Annotated in this window: 14 protein-coding genes; 7 read left to right on the forward strand and 7 right to left on the reverse strand. The window is 52.9% G+C overall.

Annotated elements, in window-relative coordinates; translation table 11 throughout:
* Positions 1–6: 6 nt before the first annotated feature.
* Complete coding sequence (locus KK083_RS25875) at positions 7–1,263, forward strand: glycosyltransferase family 4 protein (protein WP_254168889.1); 1,257 nt, start codon at positions 7–9, stop codon at positions 1,261–1,263.
* Entirely contained in the window at positions 1,247–2,521 is a 1,275-nt protein-coding gene (locus KK083_RS25880; protein ID WP_254168891.1) for a glycosyltransferase family 61 protein, read from the forward strand. The genes KK083_RS25875 and KK083_RS25880 overlap by 17 nt, the downstream gene beginning before the upstream one ends.
* A gap of 1 nt (position 2,522) precedes the next feature.
* On the opposite strand, the gene KK083_RS25885 is transcribed toward KK083_RS25880, so the two are convergent.
* The 3 genes from KK083_RS25885 to KK083_RS25895 all read right to left on the reverse strand — a co-directional run bounded on the left by KK083_RS25885 (position 2,523) and on the right by KK083_RS25895 (position 8,418).
* The gene (locus KK083_RS25885; RefSeq protein ID WP_254168893.1) at positions 2,523–4,040 is read right to left on the reverse strand and encodes a right-handed parallel beta-helix repeat-containing protein; all 1,518 of its coding nucleotides are present in this window, start codon (positions 4,038–4,040) and stop codon (positions 2,523–2,525) included.
* Between the two features lie 134 nt (positions 4,041–4,174).
* The gene (locus KK083_RS25890; RefSeq protein ID WP_254168895.1) at positions 4,175–5,125 is read right to left on the reverse strand and encodes a PorP/SprF family type IX secretion system membrane protein; all 951 of its coding nucleotides are present in this window, start codon (positions 5,123–5,125) and stop codon (positions 4,175–4,177) included.
* Positions 5,126–5,136: 11 nt separating this feature from the next.
* Complete coding sequence (locus tag KK083_RS25895) at positions 5,137–8,418, reverse strand: carbohydrate-binding protein (RefSeq protein ID WP_254168897.1); 3,282 nt, start codon at positions 8,416–8,418, stop codon at positions 5,137–5,139.
* 489 nt (positions 8,419–8,907) lie between these two features.
* On the opposite strand from KK083_RS25895, the gene KK083_RS25900 reads away from it, so the two are divergent.
* Genes KK083_RS25900 through KK083_RS25920 form a run of 5 tightly spaced genes read left to right on the forward strand, consistent with a single transcriptional unit; the run spans position 8,908 to position 13,874 of the window.
* Positions 8,908–10,110: a glycosyltransferase family 4 protein gene (locus KK083_RS25900; RefSeq protein ID WP_254168900.1), complete on the forward strand. Its 1,203-nt coding sequence runs from the start codon at positions 8,908–8,910 to the stop codon at positions 10,108–10,110.
* A 3-nt stretch (positions 10,111–10,113) separates the two neighbouring features.
* Positions 10,114–11,136: a glycosyltransferase family 2 protein gene (locus KK083_RS25905; protein ID WP_254168902.1), complete on the forward strand. Its 1,023-nt coding sequence runs from the start codon at positions 10,114–10,116 to the stop codon at positions 11,134–11,136.
* A gap of 10 nt (positions 11,137–11,146) precedes the next feature.
* Positions 11,147–11,983, forward strand: coding sequence for a glucose-1-phosphate cytidylyltransferase (gene rfbF / locus KK083_RS25910; RefSeq protein WP_254168904.1), 837 nt, complete (start codon positions 11,147–11,149; stop codon positions 11,981–11,983).
* Between the two features lie 8 nt (positions 11,984–11,991).
* Complete coding sequence (gene rfbC / locus KK083_RS25915) at positions 11,992–12,555, forward strand: dTDP-4-dehydrorhamnose 3,5-epimerase (RefSeq protein ID WP_254168907.1); 564 nt, start codon at positions 11,992–11,994, stop codon at positions 12,553–12,555.
* On the forward strand, positions 12,552–13,874 hold the full coding sequence (locus tag KK083_RS25920) for an NAD(P)H-dependent oxidoreductase (RefSeq protein ID WP_254168909.1): 1,323 nt from the start codon (positions 12,552–12,554) through the stop codon (positions 13,872–13,874). The genes rfbC and KK083_RS25920 overlap by 4 nt, the downstream gene beginning before the upstream one ends.
* On the opposite strand, the gene KK083_RS25925 is transcribed toward KK083_RS25920, so the two are convergent.
* Genes KK083_RS25925 through KK083_RS25940 form a run of 4 tightly spaced genes read right to left on the reverse strand, consistent with a single transcriptional unit; the run spans position 13,871 to position 18,502 of the window.
* The gene (locus KK083_RS25925) at positions 13,871–14,839 is read right to left on the reverse strand and encodes a hypothetical protein (protein WP_254168912.1); all 969 of its coding nucleotides are present in this window, start codon (positions 14,837–14,839) and stop codon (positions 13,871–13,873) included. The two genes, KK083_RS25920 and KK083_RS25925, sit on opposite strands and share 4 nt — an antisense overlap.
* A gap of 10 nt (positions 14,840–14,849) precedes the next feature.
* Positions 14,850–16,313, reverse strand: a complete 1,464-nt coding sequence (locus tag KK083_RS25930) for an MBOAT family O-acyltransferase (protein ID WP_254168914.1) — start codon at positions 16,311–16,313, stop codon at positions 14,850–14,852.
* 11 nt (positions 16,314–16,324) lie between these two features.
* Complete coding sequence (locus KK083_RS25935; RefSeq protein ID WP_254168917.1) at positions 16,325–17,104, reverse strand: WecB/TagA/CpsF family glycosyltransferase; 780 nt, start codon at positions 17,102–17,104, stop codon at positions 16,325–16,327.
* A gap of 12 nt (positions 17,105–17,116) precedes the next feature.
* Positions 17,117–18,502 (reverse strand): undecaprenyl-phosphate glucose phosphotransferase, encoded by a 1,386-nt coding sequence (locus KK083_RS25940; protein ID WP_254168919.1) that lies wholly within the window; start codon positions 18,500–18,502, stop codon positions 17,117–17,119.
* Between the last annotated feature and the right edge of the window lie 83 nt (positions 18,503–18,585).

Consider the following 18,585-nt stretch of genomic DNA (forward strand, 5'->3'; position numbering starts at 1 on the left):
TTCTGTATGAAATTGCTGATCTCTGCGTACGCATGCATTCCTCACCGCGGCTCCGAGCCGGGGGTAGGGTGGAACTGGACTCTCGAGCATGCCAGGCTGGGGCACGAGGTATGGTGCATTACTACGCCTGATGGCAGAGAGGCCATTGAGCAGGAGCTAAAAAAACATCATACGTTGAACCTGCATTTCATTTATGTTCCGTCGCCAGCCTGGGCTAACTGGCTCTACCGCTTTCAACCCTTTGTTTACTTTCATTATCTCTTATGGCAGTACAATGCCGCACAGGTTGCACGCCGGGCAGACAAGCTGGTGAACTTTGACCTGGTGCTTCACATCACCCTCTCGAGCTTTCAATTGGGTTCGGGGTTCTGGCGTTTGAACAAACCCATGATCTTCGGACCGGTAGGTGGTGGAAACTTTGCACCCCGCGCTTTTAAAAAATATTTCGGTGCGTCATGGCTCATGGAAGTGTTGCGCCGCCGGACCAGCGACCTGCTGTTGCGTTTCAATCCCGATATCAGAAAAGTGTGCAGGCAGGCCAGGCTGATCCTGGTAGCCAACCGTGATACCCTGCGCATGGCCAGAAGATACAGCGCCGGCGATATCAGGATCTTTCTGGATAGCGGACTATCAGAAGATTTCTTCAACGGCAGCATTCAGCCACGGCCATCCGGAAAAATGCTGAAGATCCTTTGGGTGGGAAGAATTTTTGCCCGCAAGGGATTGCCACTGGTGCTGGAAGCTTTGTCGCTTGTGCAGGTGCCTTTTCACCTCACCATATTGGGTAATGGGAAGTCGGGCTCCAAAGTTCCGCGCTGGATCAGGCAATATCAGCTGGAGCGCAAGGTTAGCTGGCTCGGCCAGGTGTCGTGGGAAGCTGCGCGCCAGGCATACCTGGAGCATGATGTGTTCCTGCTGTGCAGCCTGCGTGATTCTTTCGGCTCGCAGTTTATGGAGGCAATGGCTTACGGTCTTCCCATCATTACACTCGACCACCAGGGGGCGGGCGATCATATTCCCGACGAATGTGGTATCAAGGTGCCGGTAACAACGCCTGCCGAGACCGTTGGTGCAGTAGCCCGGGCCGTTGCGTTCATGTACCATAATCCCGAAAAACGATTGGCATTCGGCAGGCACGGCTATCACTTTGCCAGAACGCAAACCTGGACAGAAAAAGTTAAAAAGATCTCACGGTTATACAATACCATTGCTGGCATCAACGGACCACAAGCCCCCGTGGGGAAATATGAATCTCATTCATGAAATCACGATGCGGAGTTATGCCCTGATCAAGCGCAATCCCCGCCTGAAAGCATTTGTGTTGCCACTGTACCGCGTTGCTTCGGCGCTGGCGGCACGCGCCCGGTTCTTTGCTGTCAGAAAATCGCCGGGGGCTGATATGACGATCACTGTATGCAAGTCAGTGGCGGCATGGGTGACCAGCTCCGGTGGCCAGGGTAACTGGTGCAAAGAGATCCATCCTGCCGTAACGGTTCAGCGGCCTGTTCCAAAAACAATTGGGCCCGTCCATTGGAAGTTCATGGAACGGCAGTCGGAGGTGCTGCCTTCAACCTTTGTGGCCTGCCTTCATGATGCCAGGATCTGGGAAGACTGCAAGGTGATCACCACAGACAATCAGTTGCTGACAGAGGTATCCAAAGAGATCGTGCGCGGCGAATATCACGAGCTGCCTATGGGACATGCGCTTTACACGGGCAAGATCCTTTTGCCCCTCGAGAAGCTTAAAGGACGAACGGCCGTGCTCAGCGCGCCTTCGGGAAGGGGCTACTATCACTGGATGTTCGATGTGCTTCCACGGCTCGACCTTATTCGCCGGGCGGGTGTGGATTGGAGCAACGTGGACTGTTTTCTCGTCAACGACTACATCACCAGGTTTCACATCGAAACGTTGCACCAGCTGGGCCTCGTCAAGCGGAAGATCAGGTCGAGTCACTGGCATCCCTACCTGAAAGCTGAAGAGCTGATCGTTCCTTCCCTGGTAGGAAATACCGGCCACATTCCCCGCTGGACCTGCGATTTTTTAAGAAACAGTTTTCTGCGGCAGCGACCAGGTAAGATCAACAACATCAACCACACCACGCGCGCGCTCCGCTTATACCTGAGCCGCGGACAGGTGGCGCACCGAAGGGTAGTCAACGAGCAGGAGGTGATCGACCTGCTGCACCGGTTTGGGTTCAGGAACATACTGCTGGAATCGTTGTCGTTTGCCGAGCAGGTAGCCATGCTCAATAGCGCTTCCGTTGTGGTGGCGCCGCACGGAGCAGGCCTCACCAATATTGTGTTCTGTAATCCCGGTACCCGGGTCATTGAAATACTTTCTCCGCGCGCCGTCAACATCATGTACTGGACGTTGTGCAGCCAGATAGACCTTGACTATTATTACCTGCTGGCGGAAGGAGCGGTGCCTGCCGATCGTGAAGACCGTTATGAGAACAGTGAAGACCTGAAAATCGACATTCGTGCGCTGGCCGGACTATTGGAGATCTCCGGGATCCATTGAGCTAGTTTTTGTATTCATAAGCGCCCACATCCGGCATCTTTCCCTCGTAAGCGTAGCCAGCTTCCTGGCCGGCATCGATCAGGCTGCTTCCCTTCTTCAGCATGTAGTAGGGCAGTGGCTTGTTACCCGAACGCATGATGCCGTGCTTGCCGGTATAATTTTCCTTGAGATATTTTTTTGCCTCCGATGGCGACAGTCTTTCAAAGAAGTTGCTGCTGATCACCACACCATTCAGGGTGGTGCCGGTGGCCGTGTACAGTACTTCGTTAAAACGGGATGTTTTGTCTCCACCGGCATCGATCACCAGGTTGTTCATAATGCTGATGCCGTTGCTGTTGCCGCCATACACGCCAACGAGGTTGACCGGCGTTGTACCGGTAAGCTCGACGGTGTTGTTATGAAGCCTGACGTTGTGAAGACCCGTGGTTTGCGACCGTAACACCTCCGTTGGGTAAATGGACTGCAGTCCGTAAAAGACATTATGGTGAATATCCCATTGCTGTTTGGCTGCGCCCCAGTTCACAATACCGTAGAAGCCCTTGATGAAAAAGTTGTTGTCCACCTCCACATTGTTGATGTTTAGCTCGATGCCGTAACCCTGGCCACCCGCACGGTTATCCAGGTCTATCGTATTATGATGGATCCGTATGGACTTCTCAGCCGAAAGCGTGTCATTGCCCGCCACCGAAATGTGATTGTCGATATAGCAGTCGTGAATTTGTGAGTTCTTCAGGTTGAACAGCTCGATGGAGATATTGGGCGCCATGCCATTGTTCCAGAGACCTTTGGGATTGACGCTGATGTGACTGTGGTGGATCACCAGCTGAACGGCCTGGGCGTTATCAGGTCCGAGGCTTTTGATGCCATAGCCGGTACCTTCATCGATGATGCAGTTTTCAATGATGATATTTTTTACGTTGCCGATATCGAGCGCGCCGTTGCACCAGTCAACACTTCCCCAGCTGCAGTCTTTCAGCTCCACGTTGGTAACACGGGTATCGTCGGTGTCCCAGAGCCAGAGACCGTTGAAGTTGGTGTTCTGGATCCTGATATCTTCAACATGCAATCCATTTCTCCGGTTGATGTAAATGCCACCATGCAACCTTTTATTCTCGCCGTCGATCATCAGCTTTTTGATGTACTGGTTGCCGGGCGTAGGTTCGGGAGAGCTGAAATGGATCAGGTATTTTTCGGGTGTAAAGCCAGGCTTGGGCGGATTGTAATAGAACGAGGGATTGGGCTTGATGATGGTTCTGGTTTTGCCCTGACCTTCTATGTTTACGCCGGGTGGAACAGTAAAAGGTTCTTCTGCAAAAATGCCATCAGAAAGTTTGAGTGTCTGGCCTTCCTTCGCCTGGGTCGTGGCGTAATGGATCGTTCGCCAGGGAGCTTCCCGGGTTCCGTCTCCTGAAGCATCGTTGCCCGATGTTGAAACATAGATGAAGTTGTGTTGTCTTCCGTAAATAAAGGGCAGCAGCCCGATCGCTGCCAGGAGCGCTAAAACCAGAAGTATTTTCATAATCCCGCGATTAATGTATAGAATACCAGTAAGCTAGCGCAACTTTCTCTTCACGGCGATAACAGTGGTTTGTTTTTGTAATGATTGTTTTGGGTAAAAGGAAAAGAAGTAAGGAGCCAGGAGTACACCCATTCTTACTTCCGAAACCTTGACATCGACCTGCTCGGGTAAGCAGGTTTCGCAGCGTCATTATTTTTACCTAAGCGAATAGTCAGTTGTAATTCATGCGAGCTGAACGTCGATACATCTGAACGGAAAGGAGGGAACTCGTAGCTGTAGCTGAACCGTAGCTTTTCCATTACATCCAGTCCGAAGAACAACGCCGCGCCTTTTTGCTGATGGTAGCTCACGCCTGTCCAGACCTTGTTGTGGAAATGGGCCAGTGCTGCCGCTTCCCAGGCGTTGTACGTTTTATCGGCGGCCTGGTGATAGATCACATAAGGCTCCACGGCGAACCGTTCAAACTGATCGAGCCTGAACCGGTAGCTCGCCGAATAGGTCCTGTTCTGCAGGTTGGCGATGGAGAACTTGTTGAACTCATCCGCGAAGGGATCTGACTGAAACAGCTCGGTGAGCGCCACGCCGATCCTGAGACCTGCGTTGGTGTAGGCCACACCGAACCTGCCATCGGCATAATAGTTTGCCGAAGCGGCGTTGATCATGGCAGGGTCGCCGGTGTTCAGCTCTTCCGCTGTGAGGTTCAGCCGTTTCAGGCCGATCCCTCCCGTGAGTCCGAAACGCAGGGATTGGTTTTTATCAATAGGAACAACGTATCCGAACGTTCCCGTCATTGACGTATTGCGCAGGAGCGCCTCTGTGTTGGAGGTGAAATTGAAGGCGAGCACCACTTTGCCGCTGGTGGGCAGCTGAAGGTTGGCGCCGACCGAAGCCGGCGCATCCTTGAAACCCATCAACTGTTTTTTGTATACAACATTCAGCTCCTTGTTACCACTCAATCCGGCGAAAGCCGAATTATAAAGATAAGGATTGAAGAAGAACTGGCGGTAATTCTGCCGCGGTGCCTGTGCCCATGCGCTGGTCAGTAGCGTTGAGAGAACGAATAGGAATATCGCTGTTTTTTTCATGATGATTTTTCTTATCTGACGATTTGAAGTGAACCGGTTAATTTTTTGCCATCGCAGGTGATCACATAGTAGTAAGCGCCTGAAGGCGATGATTTGCCTTGTGACATTCCATCCCAGCTAAGCTGCTCCCCTGACGATTGGTAAACCTGTCTGCCGGCGCCGTCGTAGATCACCACGCTGCAGTTGGTCATGGTCTCAGGATCGGACCATTGCCAGGTATCGTTGAGGCCGTCGCCATTGGGGGAGAAGATCCTCGCCGGTACAAAACCTTCCTCTATGGCGAGCTCGCCGTCATCCGCTACGCGTGCGCTGGCGCTTGTGATCAGGCCATTGGTGAATTGGATCCAGTTCAGGTTGAATCCACCGGTAGAAGCTTGCAGCCTGAGGGTCTGCGGTCCTGCGCTCAGGCTCACCGTGGCTGTGATGGTCTGCCAGGTCTGCCATCCGCCCGTAGCGGGAACCGATGTAGTGGCCAGGATGGTGGAGCCTTTTTTCAGTTGGATCTTTCCAGCCGTTGAAGGACTTGATACCCTGTATTGTACGGTATAGCTTCCGGCGGTGATCACATTTACATCGTAGTCCATCCAGTCGCCGGTGTCGATCCAGCCCACATTCTGACCGGCTCCGGTGTCTTTGGTGGTTTCTTTCACCACACCACTCTGCTGGGTGTAGCTTTCTGCCTGCACAACACCCGGGATAGTAATACCGGAAGCTGTAACGGCGCTGAATTGTGCCCAGTTCAGGTTGAAACCACCGGCAGCAGCGTATATCCTCAGGGTTTGCGCGCCCGCGGGTAAGCTCACCGTTGCATTGATGGTTTGCCAGGTCTGCCATCCTCCGGTTGACGGCACGGCTGTGGTTGCCAGTGTGGTTGCGACCGATCTCAGTTGAATGCTTCCACCTGCGGCAGGGCTCGCCACACGGTACTGTACCAGGTAACTTCCTGCAGCGGCCACGGTCACGTTGTAGTCCATCCAGTCGCCGGTCTCGATCCAACCCACATCCTCACCGCCTCCGGTGTCTTTGGTGGCCTCTTTCTGAACACCACTCTGCTGTGTGTAACCTTCAGCCTGTACGATGCCGGGAATGGGAAGCCCCGAAGAAACAGGAGGTGTAGTGCTGGCAGCGCTGGCCTGGATCCAGTTGAGGTTGAATCCTCCTGCGGCAGCGTATACCCTTAAGGTTTGCGAACCTGCAGGTAAGCTCACCGTTGCATTGATGGTCTGGTAGGTCTGCCAGCCTCCGGTTGCTGCCACCGCTGTGGTTGCCAGCGTGGTTGCACCCGATCTCAGTTGAATGCTTCCACCCGCGGCAGGGCTCGCCACGCGGTATTGCACCTGATAGTTTCCTGCAGTGGCTACAGTCACTTTGTAGTCCATCCAGTCGCCGGTCTCGATGAAGCCAACATTTTGTCCGCCACCGGTATCGCTGGTGCTCTCAAGCTGGATGCCGGACATGGCGCTGAAATTCTCTGCCTGGATGGTACCCGGAAGCGCGACAGGCTCAACAGGTGCCAGCACGGTGATGCTCACAGGGGAAGAGGTTGTGCTTGCACCCTTATCGTCTGTGGCAATAGCCTTGAGTGCATAACTTCCGGCGCCGACGTTGGACCATACAAAGCTGTAAGGACTTGACGTATCCGTGCCCAACAGGGTCGATCCGTAGTAAAACTCTACTTTGCTTACCGTTCCGTCGCTGTCTGATGCATTGGCGGCGATGGTAACAGAGGTGCCCTGGTTGACGGTTGCGTTATTGGCCGGGCTGGTGATGCTCACGGTAGGATTGCTATTGGATGGTGTAGTGCCCGTGCCGCTTGACTCCGATGCGCCGATGTCGGGGCGTAAGCCTGTGAACGAAAGGCCCACGTTGATACCGCCATCGATCAGCCTGCTTCCGGAAACGGGTGTATAGTAGGGGAAGGGCCTGTTGCCTGACCTGGATACCTGCGGATCACCTGAAAGGTTTCCGGAATATTGTCCGGCCGTGGTGCTCATCGCGAGCCTGTCAAGCAAATTGTTCGCTACCTGGAGGTTGGCGATGGATAACCCGGCTTCGAGGTGAATGAACTTGTTCGGGTAATAGCTGTACGCTGTGTTGTTGTTGATCACCAGGTTGTTCTTGATCTCCACGTTTGCGCTGGTACCGCCATAGATCCCTATGAGGTTGGTCGTTCTTGTGCCTACCATCTCGATGGTATTGTTATAGAACTTCACGTTGTTCAGACCACTCTGCTGTGAACGGAGCACGTCTCCCGGATATCCGCCTGACTCGATCCAGTAGAACACATTGTGGTGGATGTTCCAGTTCTTTTTCTGTTTCCCCCAGTGGGCGATGCCATAGCTTCCTTTAATGAAATAGTTGTTGTCGACCTCCACATCGTGGATGCTGAGCTCGATGCCGTAGCCTCTTCCGCCTGCGCGTTTGGCCATGTCGATGGTGTTGTGGTGAACGCGCATGGTCTTCACGCCGTTAGACAGGATCGTCTCGTTGTTGGCAAGCGAAATGTGGTTGTCTACATAACAGTTGTAGATCTCACAGTCGGTCATGTAGGCATTCATCAGCTCGATGGAGATGTTCGGCGCAGAGCCGTTGTTCCACAGTCCTATGGGGTTAACCGTTACGGTACAATCATGGATCTTCAGTTTGTTGAACGTGCCCACACCGGGGCCGAGCAATTTGATGCCGTAACCTTTTCCTTCATCGATCACACAGTTGTCGATCTCCAGGCGTTCGGCATTACCGAGGTCCAGGGCGCCGCTCACCCACGCAGCACTTCCCCAGGCGCAGTTCAACAGGTTGGAATTGGTAAGGCGGGTGTCTTTTACGTCCCATAACCAGATGCCGGAAAAATTTGTGTTGGTGACCTTCACACCGTCGATGAGCACATTGTTACGGTTGCGTACATAGATGCCGCCGTGGAGCTTTTTGCCATCGCCATCAACGGTGAAGCCCTTCAGACTTTGATTTCCGTTTTGAGGCGATCCGGCGCTGAGGCTGATCAGGAATTTATCGACGGCAAAAGCAGGGGTGGCCGGATAATAGTAAAATCCGCTGGCTGCCTTGAGGATGGTAACATCCTTGCCTGCGCCTTCGATGCTGACGCCGAGGGGCACTTCCACAAGGCCGGCTTCTACATAGGTTCCACCGGCGAGTTTGATGATGTGTCCCTGGTTGGCAGGAACCCTGGTGACGGCGTAACGCAGCGTGCGCCATGGTTTGCCTGAACTTCCGTCTCCGGTGGCGTCATTCCCCGCAAGCGAGACGTAGTAGGTTGCAGCATAAGAGCACTGCATGATGAATAGTAAACATACTAATACAAATCCGGCTCGATTCATTTTCATAGATTAGGTAATAGTTTTCCCTGCCCATGTAATTGCGCTTACACGGGTGAAGGTTTGGGTGCTACACTTGTTTAATGGCCAGTTGAAATATTAAAAAATAGTACTTTGATATTTCCCCTAACGCTTGTCACTACTCACTCACTGATCAGTACTGAGTAAAAAAATTGGCCTTTTAAAATGATGGTGCAAGTCTACCGTGCAAGGCACCGACTTAAAACGGGTGTCGATGAACGGCCTGATTTGAAGATGAGTGACACAGGCTAAAAAAGGATTTAGCACGCATGTAAGGTTTGTGTCTGAATCACGATGATTTCAATCATTCTCAATGGAAATCTTCCTCATTGAGGATCATGCGCTCACGGAAGTTCTTTACAGTATAAATTCTTGCCGGGGAATAACTGAATAGTTATGCCCGGGCATTTGAAAAATGACCTGCGGAGCATGAAAGTTTTATTGATCCATAATAAATATCAGCATGCGGGAGGAGAAGACCTGGTCTTTGAAATGGAGTCCGGTCTTTTACAAGACCACGGACATGTGGTGGAAAAGGTCATCTTCGATAACCATGACATCCGCGATTGGTTCTCGAAGTTGACAGCGGGCGTTGGAATCATTTATAACCGTCAGAGTGCCAAGGCACTTGAGAAGAGGATACGGGAAGTTGAGCCTGACGTTATACATGTTCATAACTTTTTCCCGCTGGCTTCTCCTTCTGTTTTATTCGCGGCCAAGCGGTTCAACATTCCTGTTGTTGTTACCCTTCACAATTTCAGGCTGATCTGCCCCAGCGGAGTTTTCCTTTACCACGATAAGATTTATGACCGCAGTTTGCATTCCGTGTTTCCGCTCGATGCAATCGTTAAAGGCGTGTACCGGAACTCGGTCATTGACACCGCGGCGGTTGCGCTCATGGCATCTTTTCACAACCTGGCCGGAACCTGGAAGAGCAAAGTAGACCGGTTCATTGTGCTGAGCCGTTTTGCCAAAAATACATTCAGCGAGTCGAAGGTCGGCATTCACGACTGGCAATTTGCCGTGAAGCCCAATTTCGCCGAAGATCATGGAACAGGTGGCGCTACCCGGGAGAATTTTTATCTGTATGCAGGCAGGTTATCCTCCGAAAAAGGCATCGGCCTGGCATTGGAGTCCGCGGCAGCGTTCGGGTTCAGCCTGGTTATTGTAGGCGACGGCCCATTGCGGGGCGAAGTGCAACGTTACGTGGCGCGGCACAGCAACATCCGCTGGTTTGGTTTTCAGCCCAAGGGTTGTGTGATCAGCCTGCTCAAGCAATGCCGCGCGCTGATCGTGCCTTCGGTTTGTTATGAAGGATTTCCGCTGGCCGTGATCGAAGCCTTCAGCACGGGTACGCCGGTGATCGCGTCGCGGCTGGGAAGCCTGGCGGAGATCGTCGCCGATAATGTTAACGGCCTCCATTTTACGGCAGGAGACAAAGACGACCTGTTCAGCAAGGTGTCGATGCTCGAGACACAGCCGGCCGTTTGCGAGCTCCTGCGGTATAATGCGCGGCAGACCTACCTGTGGCACTATACGCCGGAAAAAAATTACCAGATGCTCATGCGCATTTATCACGATGTAATGGAGCGCCAGGCTGTCGGTCAATCGTCCGTACTTACCCCTGCCTGACCCATGGCCTCTCCCAATAAAAGTGTATTCTTTCCGTCAGCGTCAAACGCTTATCCCCTGGTTTCCATCGGCATCCCCACGTATAACGGTGGCGGAAGGATCCTCAAAGCTTTACGATCGGTCTGGGATCAGCATTATCCCAATATAGAGATCGTCATCTCCGACAATTGTTCGCAAGATCGTACGGCCGAGCTACTGGGCAGCCTGGTGGCTGAACACCGTGAGCTCAGGTACTACCGGCAGAGCAGCAATATCGGGCTGGTGGGCAACTTCGAATTTGTGCTTCGCCATGCGTCGGGAAAATATTTCATGTGGGTGGCCGATGATGACGCCATCGAACCCGGGGTGCTGTTCCGGTATGTGTGGTTCCTCGAAAATCAACGCGCGTATTCACTGGTGTCGGGCTCCATCCAATACTGGAAAGGCAGCCAGCGAGCGCATGTTGAGAACGGCTTCACTTTCGAGCAACAGCGGGCGAGCCTCCGTTGCATTGGATTTTACGCCAAGGTTGTTTATGGCGGAATGTTCCATGGCATGATGCGCAGAGAAATTGGTGAAGCGATCCCCTGCAGAAATGTGTTTGGCAACGACTATCATTTTGTGGCCAGCCTCGCTTTCGCGGGAAAGGTGAAGAACTTCGATTTCGTCGGGTACAACAAGTGGCTTGGGGGCACATCACGCGATAACAGGAAATACGTGAAGGTCTATGGCGAATCGTGGTTCACCGGCTATTTCCCGCATGCAAAAATGGCTTACGACGCCTTTGCCGAGGTGATGTTCCGCTCTCCTGTATTCGGGCGGGTGGTGTTTCCCGAGCGTGTGTTCACAGCGTTGGGCGGCGCCGCGGGTATCCTCTGCAATTACGGCTTTACCATCCTGCCGTTCACCATCGGCGGCATCATCAAACGATCGCTCTTCCGGCTGGGGCGCGCGTGTTATGCGGGCTTCAGCAAATTATTCAGGTCACGCCAACCGGTGCAGGCCGCTTCATCGGCAAAAACAAACAACCCTGTCAATCAAACTTAAAATTCTCTATATGAAAGCAGTGATATTCGCAGGCGGTTACGGTACAAGGATCAGTGAAGAAAGTGGGATCCGTCCCAAGCCCATGGTGGAGGTCGGCAACAAGCCGATCCTCTGGCATATCCTCAAGATCTATTCTCACTTTGGCATCAATGATTTTATCATATGCTGCGGTTACAAATCGTATGTGATCAAAGATTACTTCGCCAATTATTTTTTGCATAGCGCTGACGTTACGTTCGACATGGGCCTCAACAACATGGAGATCCACAGCAATGCTTCCGAGCCATGGAAGGTGACGCTCGTAGAGACCGGTGAAGACACCATGACCGGCGGCAGGCTGAAGCGGGTAAAAGATTATATCGGCGATGAGACGTTTTGCCTCACGTACGGAGACGGCCTCAGCAACCTTGACATCCGTGCCCTGATCACTTTTCACCAGCGTCAGCACACGCTGGCCACATTAACAGCGGTGCGGCAGCCTGGACGCTTCGGTGTATTTACGCTGGCGCAGGACGAGGTGCTTGTACACCAATTCCAGGAGAAACCCCTCAACGGTGAAACACCCTGGATCAACGGAGGTTTTTTTGTATGCGAGCCGTCGGTCATCGACCTGATCGAAGACGATGCTACCGTTTGGGAGCGCGATCCCCTCGAGAAACTTGCGCGATCGGGCAATCTTTCGGCTTTCAGGCATGCAGGCTTCTGGCAGCCCATGGATACCCTGCGTGATAAATACTATCTCGAAGACCTGTGGAAATCCGGCAAGGCACCCTGGAAGGTGTGGGATAAAAGGGTCAATGGCACCCACAGCAAAGACGCGGTTGAAAAAGTGCTGGCTTACGTTTGATCGCACTTATGATCTTCACCGAAACAAAGTTAAAAGGCGCTTTTATTATCGACGTGAAACGCCTTGAAGATGAGCGCGGCTTTTTTGCACGCGTCTGGTGCCGCAGGGAATACGAGCAAATGGGACTGAACGCCGAGCTTGTTCAGGCGAGTATGTCTTACAACAAACAAAAAGGAACGCTGCGTGGCCTGCACTTTCAGATGCCTCCCTATGCGGAGACCAAAATTGTGCGCTGTACTTCCGGGATGATCTATGACGTGATCGTGGACCTGCGGCCGGAATCAGAAACATACCTGCAGTGGATCAGCGTGGAGCTGAGCGGCGAGAACGCCCGGATGTTGTATGTGCCCGAGGGATTCGCGCATGGCTTCATCACGTTGGAAGACCACACCTCCATTCAATACATGGCGGGCCAGTATTATACATCGGGCGCAGAAACTGGCATCCGCTATGACGATCCGGCCCTCAACATTCATTGGCCCGTTGCACCCTCCGTTATCTCTGAGCGCGACCTGCGCCATCAACCTTATCATCCTGTGTTAATACAAGAAAAAATAACCAACCCGATATGATCATAGTAGATACTGCGCTCGCCAAAAGACATGAAGAGAAGAATCCCGTACGTGTGGCCCTGATAGGCGCGGGGTTTATGGGAAAAGGCATTGCCTTGCAGATCATCCAGTCTGTGCCCGGCATGATGCTCGTGGCTATCTTTAACCGTACCCTCGAAGGAGCCATCAGCGCGTACCATGACGCGGGCATCGACGATTACGTGATCACCGGCAGCCGCAGCGTGCTGGAGGAACGGATCCTGCAGGGGAAATACACCATTGTGGAAGATCCGTCCATACTCTGCACCGCTGACCATATCGATGCCGTCATCGAAGTTACGGGCGCCGTAGAGTTCAGCGCGCGGGTGGTATACGAGGCCATCAGGAACCGGAAACATGTGGTGATGATGAATGCCGAGCTTGACGCTACCGTTGGCCCGATACTGAAAATGTATGCGGACAGGGCAGGGGTTGTGTTTACAAACGTGGATGGCGACCAGCCAGGTGTACAGATGAACCTTTACCGGTTTGTCAGGTCGATTGGTGTAAGGCCTGTGCTCTGCGGCAATATCAAAGGGCTTCACGATCCTTACCGCAATCCAACCACGCAGATCGGGTTTGCTAAAAAGTGGGGGCAACGCCCTTCGATGGTCACATCGTTTGCCGATGGTTCCAAGATCTCGTTCGAGCAGGCGCTGGTGGCCAACGCAACGGGCATGTCTATTGGCCGAAGAGGAATGTTCGGGCCGGCCGTTGAACCGGGAACGCCGCTGAAGGAAGCGTTGAAGCTATTTCCTTTCTCGGCGCTCGAAAATGGCCAGGGCATTGTAGACTATGTAGTGGGTGCGGAGCCAGCCCCCGGTGTATTTGTGGTGGGCATGCATGATCATCCGGTGCACAAACATTTTCTCAACCTGTACAAGCTGGGAGAAGGCCCGTTGTATCTGTTCTACATTCCGTATCACCTCTGCCACTTCGAAGCGCCGCTCACCTGCGCAAGGGCTGTGCTGTTCCATGACGCTGCCATCGCTCCCGCCGGAGCACCCAGGGTAGACGTTGTGTGTACGGCCAAGATCGATCTGAAAGCAGGAGAAAAGATCGATGGCATTGGCGGTTATATGACCTACGGCCAGTGCGAAACCGCGGAGATCACCTATGAGCAGCACCTGCTGCCGATGGGCCTCGCCGAAGGATGTGTTCTGAACCGCGACATCGCCCGCGACGAAGTGCTCACCTATCTCGACGTGACCATGCCACGCGGCCGTTTTTCAGACCAATTGCGGCGTGAGCAGGATGAATATTATCAGCTGCAGCTTAACCCTAACCCTCAAAGGGTTTAAAACCCTTTGAGGGCTATTTCACTACTATTTGCTTTACGAAGATCTTCTATCAGCAGCTGCGTTCTGATCTGTGCGCCGGCTTTTGTGAGGTGATAGGGTGTGTCGAAGATCAGCTCGTCAGGCATTTTATAACGCTCCGGGTTCCCCAGTAAAGTAAAACCTTTTGACTTGAGCGAGTGCTCGATCCGGCTGATCTGGCTGCGTTGGTTGGCGAATGATTCATCCTGAAAAGCGGGAAACGTTACGAACAATTTGGCGCCCCGTGCTTCCACCTGCTTTCTGTATTCGTAGAGTGCGTCAATGGCCTGCTCATTGAAACGCTGGTCGATGCGGGCGTAGGGTGCTACATCAATTTTTTCCATGGTCCAGTGCCGCGACATATCGCCGTATTGATTAAAGGCAACACGTTTGTATACGATCTCATCGAGCGTGGCTTCCTGCCCGGGCGATTCTTCGCGGGGAAGGTATTGCGTGAGCTTGAACTTGCTGAAGGCATACCGTGGCAGGAATGCCAGCTGGGTGGAGAGCTGCTTGCCGCGCAGCTTCAGCATTTCACCTGGCGCGGTTTCCATGATAACGCGGATCAGATAATCTTCGCCATAGGCAGCATCACCGTAGAACTGTGTGTATTCGGGACAAACAATCACCACATCGCCAGGCCTGATGCCATCGAGTGAATGGTCGAGCATGTAGAGCAGGCCCAGCGCACCACTGATGCCCGTATTCACAGGGTTGAGGTGCAGGGAGTCTTTCAGGATCTGGCTGTTGATGCTGAAGCTGGTGTTCGAGCCGCCCACCAGCACAATACGGGGCGATGGCGTATTCTTTAAAAGCGAGTCTTTATCGATCTTGGAAAAAAGGAACGACTCCCGTGCCGTACGCGAGGCAGGTATCAGCACACCGATGGCCATCAGCAGCACGAAGCCCGCAATGAAGAGAAGAAGTTGCTGGAGGAATGTTTTCATAACTCGCTGCTTAGAATTGGAAATAAATGAATTGCTGCTCTTTGCCTGCGTAAAGGAAGATGATCACAGCGATGGAGTAATAGAACGCCCAGCGAACCGGTTTGCGCCACCCGAGACTGAAGTGTTGTATGGCATACTGGCTGTCCCTTCCGATCCACTCGAGCACGATGAACGCGGCAATGAGGAAGTGAATGGCGAAGCCCGTGTTTACATGGATAAAGGTCCATGCTTCGCGGTAAGCCGCGGGATCGGTGAGGCCTCCGAACATACGCTCGAGGTAGGAGAGGGCGTGCTGCATATTTTCTGCGCGGAAGAAGATCCAGGCGATGAGTGTCAGGCTGAAAGTGATGATCATGCCGGCCAGCTCCCTGGCGGAAGGCAGCAGGTGCCCCTGTGCAGCGATGGCGATGTTGTCGCGATTTTTGTGTGCCAGCATTAGCGGGAGAAAGTATAATGCATTGAGCGCGCCCCAGGCAATGAACGTCCAGTTGGCGCCATGCCAGAAGCCGCTTACCAGGAAGATGATGAAGATGTTCCGGATCTTGATCACGGCGCTTCCCTGGCTGCCGCCCAGCGGAATGTAAACGTAGTCGCGAAACCAGGTCGACAGTGAGATGTGCCACCGTCGCCAGAACTCACCGATGTCCCTTGAGAAGTACGGATAGGCGAAGTTGCGCATGAGCTCGAACCCGAACAGCCGCGCCGTGCCCAGGGCAATGTCTGAATATCCGGAGAAATCACAATAGATCTGGAAGGCGAAGAATAACGCGCCCAGCACCAGGGTTGGCCCGGCGTACGAGGAAGAATTGTCGAAGATCATGTTGGCGTAAATGGCGCAGTTATCGGCGATCACCATCTTTTTGAAAAATCCCCAGAGCATTTGCCGCAAGCCATTGACGGCCTGGTCATGGTTGAAATATCTTTTCACATGAAATTGCGGGAGCATATGGGTGGCGCGCTCGATAGGACCGGCTACCAGCTGTGGAAAGAAGCTCACAAATGCTGAGAACGTTATGAAGTCCCTGGCGGGCTCCAGCTTCCGCCGGTACAGATCCATGACGTAGCCAAGGGTTTGAAAGCTGTAGAAGCTGATGCCCACCGGCAGGATGATCTTCAACGAATCTGGTTCTACTTTTTTTCCGAAGAATGAAAATGCATCGACAAAATTCTGGAGAAAGAAATTATAGTATTTGAAGAAGCCCAGCATGCCGAGGTTTACGATGAGGCTGATCCACAGCAGCATTTTTCTGTTCCGCGGATGGTTCTCCTTTCCAAGGTAAATGCCTACGCAGAAGTCGACGAAGCTGCTGAAGAATAAAAGTACCAGGAACCGGAAGTCCCACCATCCGTAGAACAGGTAGCTGGCCAGCACGATGAGCAGGTTCTGCAGCCGCAGGTTCCTGTTGGTGACAAACCAGTACAAGACAAATACAATGGGCAGGAAGATAGCGAAGTCGAGCGTATGGAACAGCATAGTTCTGGGTGTTATAATGTCTGCGTATTTTGAAACGAACGCTTCCGCACCAGCGACAGGATCATGTGCCGGAGGGTGATGAACAGGAACAGCGTGTTGGTGTAGGCATAACGTTTCCAGAGGCGGCCGGGCTCGGTCCACAGGCGATGCGCCCACTCCAGTCCGGCGTGTTGCATCCATCGCGGGGCCCTTTCAATTTCTCCTGCATAGATCCGGAAAGCCTGGCCCATCCCCAGCATGCAGGTGTTGATCTTCCCCACATGCGAGGCCATGTACTTTTCCTGCTTGGGGCATCCGAGCGCGACGAACATGAGATCGGGGCTTAACGCATTGATCAAAATGTTGATGGCCATCTCTTCACGTGGTGTGGGGTCGTGGAACGGAGGCGCATAATATCCGGCGATCTTTAGCGCGGGGAATTCCATCGCTGCCCTGGCGGTGATCTTCTGCAGCACAGCTTCAGTGGATCCGTAAAAGAAAACTTTTTTCTGGCGCAGTGCGGCTTCCTTCAACAGGTCGGGAAAGATATCCGGGCCGCTGATCTTCGGCTGCTTCAGGCGATTGAAAAGGCGGAGCCATACGGCGATCGGTTTCCCGTCAGGGGCAACGATGTCGGCACCGTTCACCACCTGATTGAACTTTTCATCGCGGTAGCAGGTGGTGATCATGTGAACGTTGGCAAAGCACACATACGAAGACGGCCTTGTCTCCGACAGCCCCATGATGTTGCCGATAAAGTCGCGATAGGAGCCCGACGAGATCTGTGTTTTGAACAGCGTTGCCCTGGTCATGTTGCGCTCCGTTTAGTAGGCTGCCTTTTCGCCGCGGAAGATATTGAGGACCGTCAGGCAGATGATCTTCAGGTCGAGCGCAAAGCTCCAGTTCTCCATGTACATAACGTCGTATTCAACACGTTTCTCCATCTGCGATATTTCCTTCGTTTCGCCGCGATAACCGTTTACCTGTGCGTAGCCGGTAATGCCGGGGGTGACAAAGTGTCGTACCTTGTATTTTTTGATGAGGCGTGAATATTCATCCTGCTTGCTGATGTGCGGCCGCGGACCCACCACAGACATATTGCCCAGCAGCACATTGATAAACTGCGGCAGCTCGTCGAGGTTATACTTGCGCAGGTATTTGCCCACCCTTGTAACGCGGGGGTCGTTCCGCGTGGCCTGCTGATCCGGTGTATTGTTCACATACATGGTCCTGAACTTGTAACACTCGAACAGTTTGTTCTTCTTTCCCCGGCGCAGCTGTTTGAAAACGATGGGGCCTTTGGAGTCGAGCCTGATCAGCAGCGCGATCACCGGCGTGGCTACCAGCAGTACGGTGGAGATGATGAACAAAGAGAACACGATATCGAAGACCCTTTTCAATCCGGCGTTGATGCTGATGCCCAATGGCTCGTTGCGTGTGGTGAGCACCGGCGTGGAATTGTAAATGAACACGTGGTGATTTTCTGTCACCACCGTGCCGAAGTCAGGCACTATTCTCAGGTAGATGTAATGATCGTCGGAGAATTTTGCCAGGTTCTTGATCAGCCTCTGATTATAGAGGGGAAGAGCGTAATATATTTCCTCTATGTTCTCCGCCAGGCAGTATTCGGGCACCTTGTTGATAGAGCCCTTCACCAGCTTGGCGTTTACCAGTGACGTGTCGGGGCTGTCGTCGAAGAAACCTTTGAAACAGTAACGGGGATAATCCTGCGAAATGAAAAAATTGTAGAGCTCTTTTCCTGAACGTGTGGCGCCGATGATGATCACGTTGCGCTGGTCAAAACCCGAAAACTCGAAATATTTGCCGATGAGCTTGAGAGTGATCCGGGCGGCGACGATCAGCACCGTGGTGGATACGTAGGTGAACACGAAGAACCTGACGCCGATCTGGAATGACTGAACGGAATACAGGATGGCCAGCAGCAGCGTGATGTGCACAAAGAGCGTGCTGATCAGCTGTTTGCCGACGCTCTTGAGCACGCTGAACTTGTTGATCCTGTAGATCTCGTTGATGAAACCCGCCACGATCCAGATCAGGGCGAACACGAGAAAGAGCGCCGTATACCGGAAGTCCGAAATGCCTTCGGCGAAGTGAAGCCCTTTGGCGAGGGTGAAGACCACCTGGATGATGTAAAAGTCAACAATGAAGATCAGCACTTTGATGATGCGGGAGTAGTACTTGTCGTCCATACAATTTCAGGGTCAGGGTTGCTGTTGGTTTTTCGCTTGTGGTGAGGGGCTCACGCGTTTTTTACTAAGCTTCAAAGTAAACT

The sequence above is a fragment of the Chryseosolibacter histidinae genome, from assembly GCF_018598225.1.
GTDB lineage: Bacteria > Bacteroidota > Bacteroidia > Cytophagales > Cyclobacteriaceae > Chryseosolibacter > Chryseosolibacter histidini.

Coding starts and splice junctions, on each gene's coding strand:
- KK083_RS25875 (WP_254168889.1), top strand. CDS start 7: ATGAAATTGCTGATCTCTGCGTACGCATGCATTCCTCACCGCGGCTCC.
- KK083_RS25880 (WP_254168891.1), top strand. CDS start 1,247: ATGAATCTCATTCATGAAATCACGATGCGGAGTTATGCCCTGATCAAG.
- KK083_RS25885 (WP_254168893.1), bottom strand. CDS start 4,040: ATGAAAATACTTCTGGTTTTAGCGCTCCTGGCAGCGATCGGGCTGCTG.
- KK083_RS25890 (WP_254168895.1), bottom strand. CDS start 5,125: ATGAAAAAAACAGCGATATTCCTATTCGTTCTCTCAACGCTACTGACC.
- KK083_RS25895 (WP_254168897.1), bottom strand. CDS start 8,418: ATGCAGTGCTCTTATGCTGCAACCTACTACGTCTCGCTTGCGGGGAAT.
- KK083_RS25900 (WP_254168900.1), top strand. CDS start 8,908: ATGAAAGTTTTATTGATCCATAATAAATATCAGCATGCGGGAGGAGAA.
- KK083_RS25905 (WP_254168902.1), top strand. CDS start 10,114: ATGGCCTCTCCCAATAAAAGTGTATTCTTTCCGTCAGCGTCAAACGCT.
- rfbF (WP_254168904.1), top strand. CDS start 11,147: ATGAAAGCAGTGATATTCGCAGGCGGTTACGGTACAAGGATCAGTGAA.
- rfbC (WP_254168907.1), top strand. CDS start 11,992: ATGATCTTCACCGAAACAAAGTTAAAAGGCGCTTTTATTATCGACGTG.
- KK083_RS25920 (WP_254168909.1), top strand. CDS start 12,552: ATGATCATAGTAGATACTGCGCTCGCCAAAAGACATGAAGAGAAGAAT.
- KK083_RS25925 (WP_254168912.1), bottom strand. CDS start 14,839: ATGAAAACATTCCTCCAGCAACTTCTTCTCTTCATTGCGGGCTTCGTG.
- KK083_RS25930 (WP_254168914.1), bottom strand. CDS start 16,313: ATGCTGTTCCATACGCTCGACTTCGCTATCTTCCTGCCCATTGTATTT.
- KK083_RS25935 (WP_254168917.1), bottom strand. CDS start 17,104: ATGACCAGGGCAACGCTGTTCAAAACACAGATCTCGTCGGGCTCCTAT.
- KK083_RS25940 (WP_254168919.1), bottom strand. CDS start 18,502: ATGGACGACAAGTACTACTCCCGCATCATCAAAGTGCTGATCTTCATT.